This window comes from Streptomyces spongiae (assembly GCF_009377185.1).
In the GTDB taxonomy this organism is placed as follows: domain Bacteria; phylum Actinomycetota; class Actinomycetes; order Streptomycetales; family Streptomycetaceae; genus Streptomyces; species Streptomyces spongiae.
Genome location: NZ_VJZC01000960.1, coordinates 1 through 2,182 on the forward strand (window position 1 = coordinate 1; position 2,182 = coordinate 2,182).

2 protein-coding genes are annotated in these 2,182 nt (G+C 72.9%); one reads left to right on the forward strand and one right to left on the reverse strand.

Going from position 1 to position 2,182, the window contains the following annotated elements; translation table 11 throughout:
• Positions 1-3 precede the first annotated feature (3 nt).
• Positions 4-1,227, reverse strand: coding sequence for an MFS transporter (locus FNH08_RS49155; protein ID WP_152778441.1), 1,224 nt, complete (start codon positions 1,225-1,227; stop codon positions 4-6).
• A 169-nt stretch (positions 1,228-1,396) separates the two neighbouring features.
• Here FNH08_RS49155 and FNH08_RS49160 point away from each other — a divergent pair, with 169 nt between their 5' ends.
• Positions 1,397-1,999, forward strand: a complete 603-nt coding sequence (locus FNH08_RS49160; protein WP_194238883.1) for a TIGR03086 family metal-binding protein — start codon at positions 1,397-1,399, stop codon at positions 1,997-1,999.
• The last annotated feature ends 183 nt before the right edge of the window (positions 2,000-2,182 follow it).

A 2,182-nucleotide genomic window follows, 5' to 3' on the forward strand; every position in this document is an offset into this window, starting at 1 on the left:
CCATCACACCCGGGGGCGGTGGTGGCGCAGGGCACAGGCCGGGAGCAGCGTGGCCAGACCCAGCCCCGCCAGCAGCGGCTGGAGGGGCACGAGTTCGACCAGAACCGCACCCACCGCCAGACCGACCGCGGTGGGCGCGAACAGCAGTGTGTGGGCGGTGCCGACCACACGCCCCACCAGCACCCCGGGAGTCTCCCGCTGCACCACCGTGAGCGCCACGACGAGCACACACGGAAGCCCCGCCCCCACCCCCGCACCGGCCACCAGGGCCACCGCGTCGGACGGCACTCCCCGCAGCACCACCGCGACCGCCGTGAGCGCGATCCCGCACTCCGCGAAACGCCGTTCGCCGAGGCGGCGCATCAGCGGACCGGAGACCAGCCCGACCACCACCGAGCCCACCCCCTGGGCGACGTACAGGACACCGGCGTACGCGGGGGAGTGCCCGAGACCGTCGACGACGGCGTAGACCGTGGCGCCGCTGACGCCCGAGAGGAGCATGGTGGCGCCGCCCGCCAGGACGAGCGGGCGAAGGCTCCCGTGGGACCACAGGAAACGGACGCCCTCGGCGGTCCGCGTCCGCCAGCCGGTGGTGGGTGGTCCGGGCGCCGGCTCGTGGACGCGCAGACACGCGTACAGGGCTGCGGCCAGCACGAACGTCACCGCGTCCAGCAGCGCCACGCTCGCCCCGCCGTACGCCACGTAGATCCCCGCCCCTACCGAAGGGGCCACCAGCTTCATGCCCTCGTTGGCCGTCATCCGCAGACCGTTGAAATCGCCGAGCAGGGCCGGATCCACCGCCCTGGCGACCAGCGCCGCCTCGGCCGCGTCGTGGACGACATCCGCCGCGCCGTACACCAGCAGGACCGCGAGGAGCAGCCACAGGCCCTCCGCGGAGTCGACGGCGAGCAGGGTGAGCAGGAGCGCCGCCAGGGCGAGGTTCGTCCCGATCAGGAGCGGCCCCTGGCGGGTGCGGTCGGCGAGCGTGCCGAGAAAAGGGCCGAACAGGGTCGGTGCCCACATGGCCAGCATGGAGAGGGCGGCCAGGCCGTTCGACCCGGTGAGGTCCTTGACCCAGATGCCGGACGCCAGCCACAGCGCGGACGTGCCGAAGCCGGAGATCACGACACCGGTCAGGTAGAGCGCGGCGTTGCGGTCGCGCAGGACGCGCACCAGGGTCCACCTGCGCCATACCGCCAGCGGCCCCCGCGTTGTCTTGGTCGTCATGCCTGGTCATCGTGGTTCTAAGGCCCTGGCACGGGGATCGGTCAGGTGCCGTAGAAGCGACGGGCCGCGACGCCGGGCGATGAGTTTCGCGTACGGCGGCGGTCTCCACCAACGAAAGGAAAGCGAAAGGAACGAAAGAAGCGAAAGAAGCGAAAGGACGGAGCAGCTGATGACCGAGATGACGACTCTCGACCTCGGACCCCAGACCCGGATCGTCGCGCGTCTCGCGGAGCGCGTGACCGACGAGCAGCTCGCCGCCCCGACCCCGTGTCCGGAGTACGCGCTGCACCACCTGCTGGGCCACCTGGTCGGGCTGACCGTCGCCTTCCGGGACGCCGGCCGCAAGGACCTGGGGGCCACGACGGACACCAGCCCGGACGCGGCCGTACCGGATGTGGAGCCCGGCTGGCGAGAGACCCTGCCGAAGGCCCTGGACGAACTGGCCGAGGCATGGCGCGACCCGGCGGCCCGCACCGGCGAGACCAGGGCGGGCGGGGTGACCCTGCCGGGCGCCGTCGCGGCCGCCGTGGCGGTCGACGAACTCGTCGTCCACGGCTGGGACCTGGCCCGCGCCACCGGCCAGGAGTACGAGCCCGACCCGGACGCCCTGGAGGCGGCGTACGGCTTTCTCCTCGCCGCGGCCGAGGACCCGAGCCGGGGCGGCGGCATCTTCGGCCCGGTCGTCCCCGTACCGGACGACGCGCCCCTCCTCGACCGCGTGATCGGCCTCAGCGGACGGGATCCCGGCTGGCAGCCCGGGCGGCGTGATTGACGGCGGACGCGGGGATGGAGACGCGGGGACAGAGACGCGGGGACAGAGACGCGGGGACACCCGTCGTGAACGCACACGCACACGTGACGCACACACCCGTGACGCCCGCACCCCCCTGACACACGGCAGAATTCATCACAGTCCGAGTGGCTGTCCGAGACGGGGGTGGGGCATGTCGGGGGC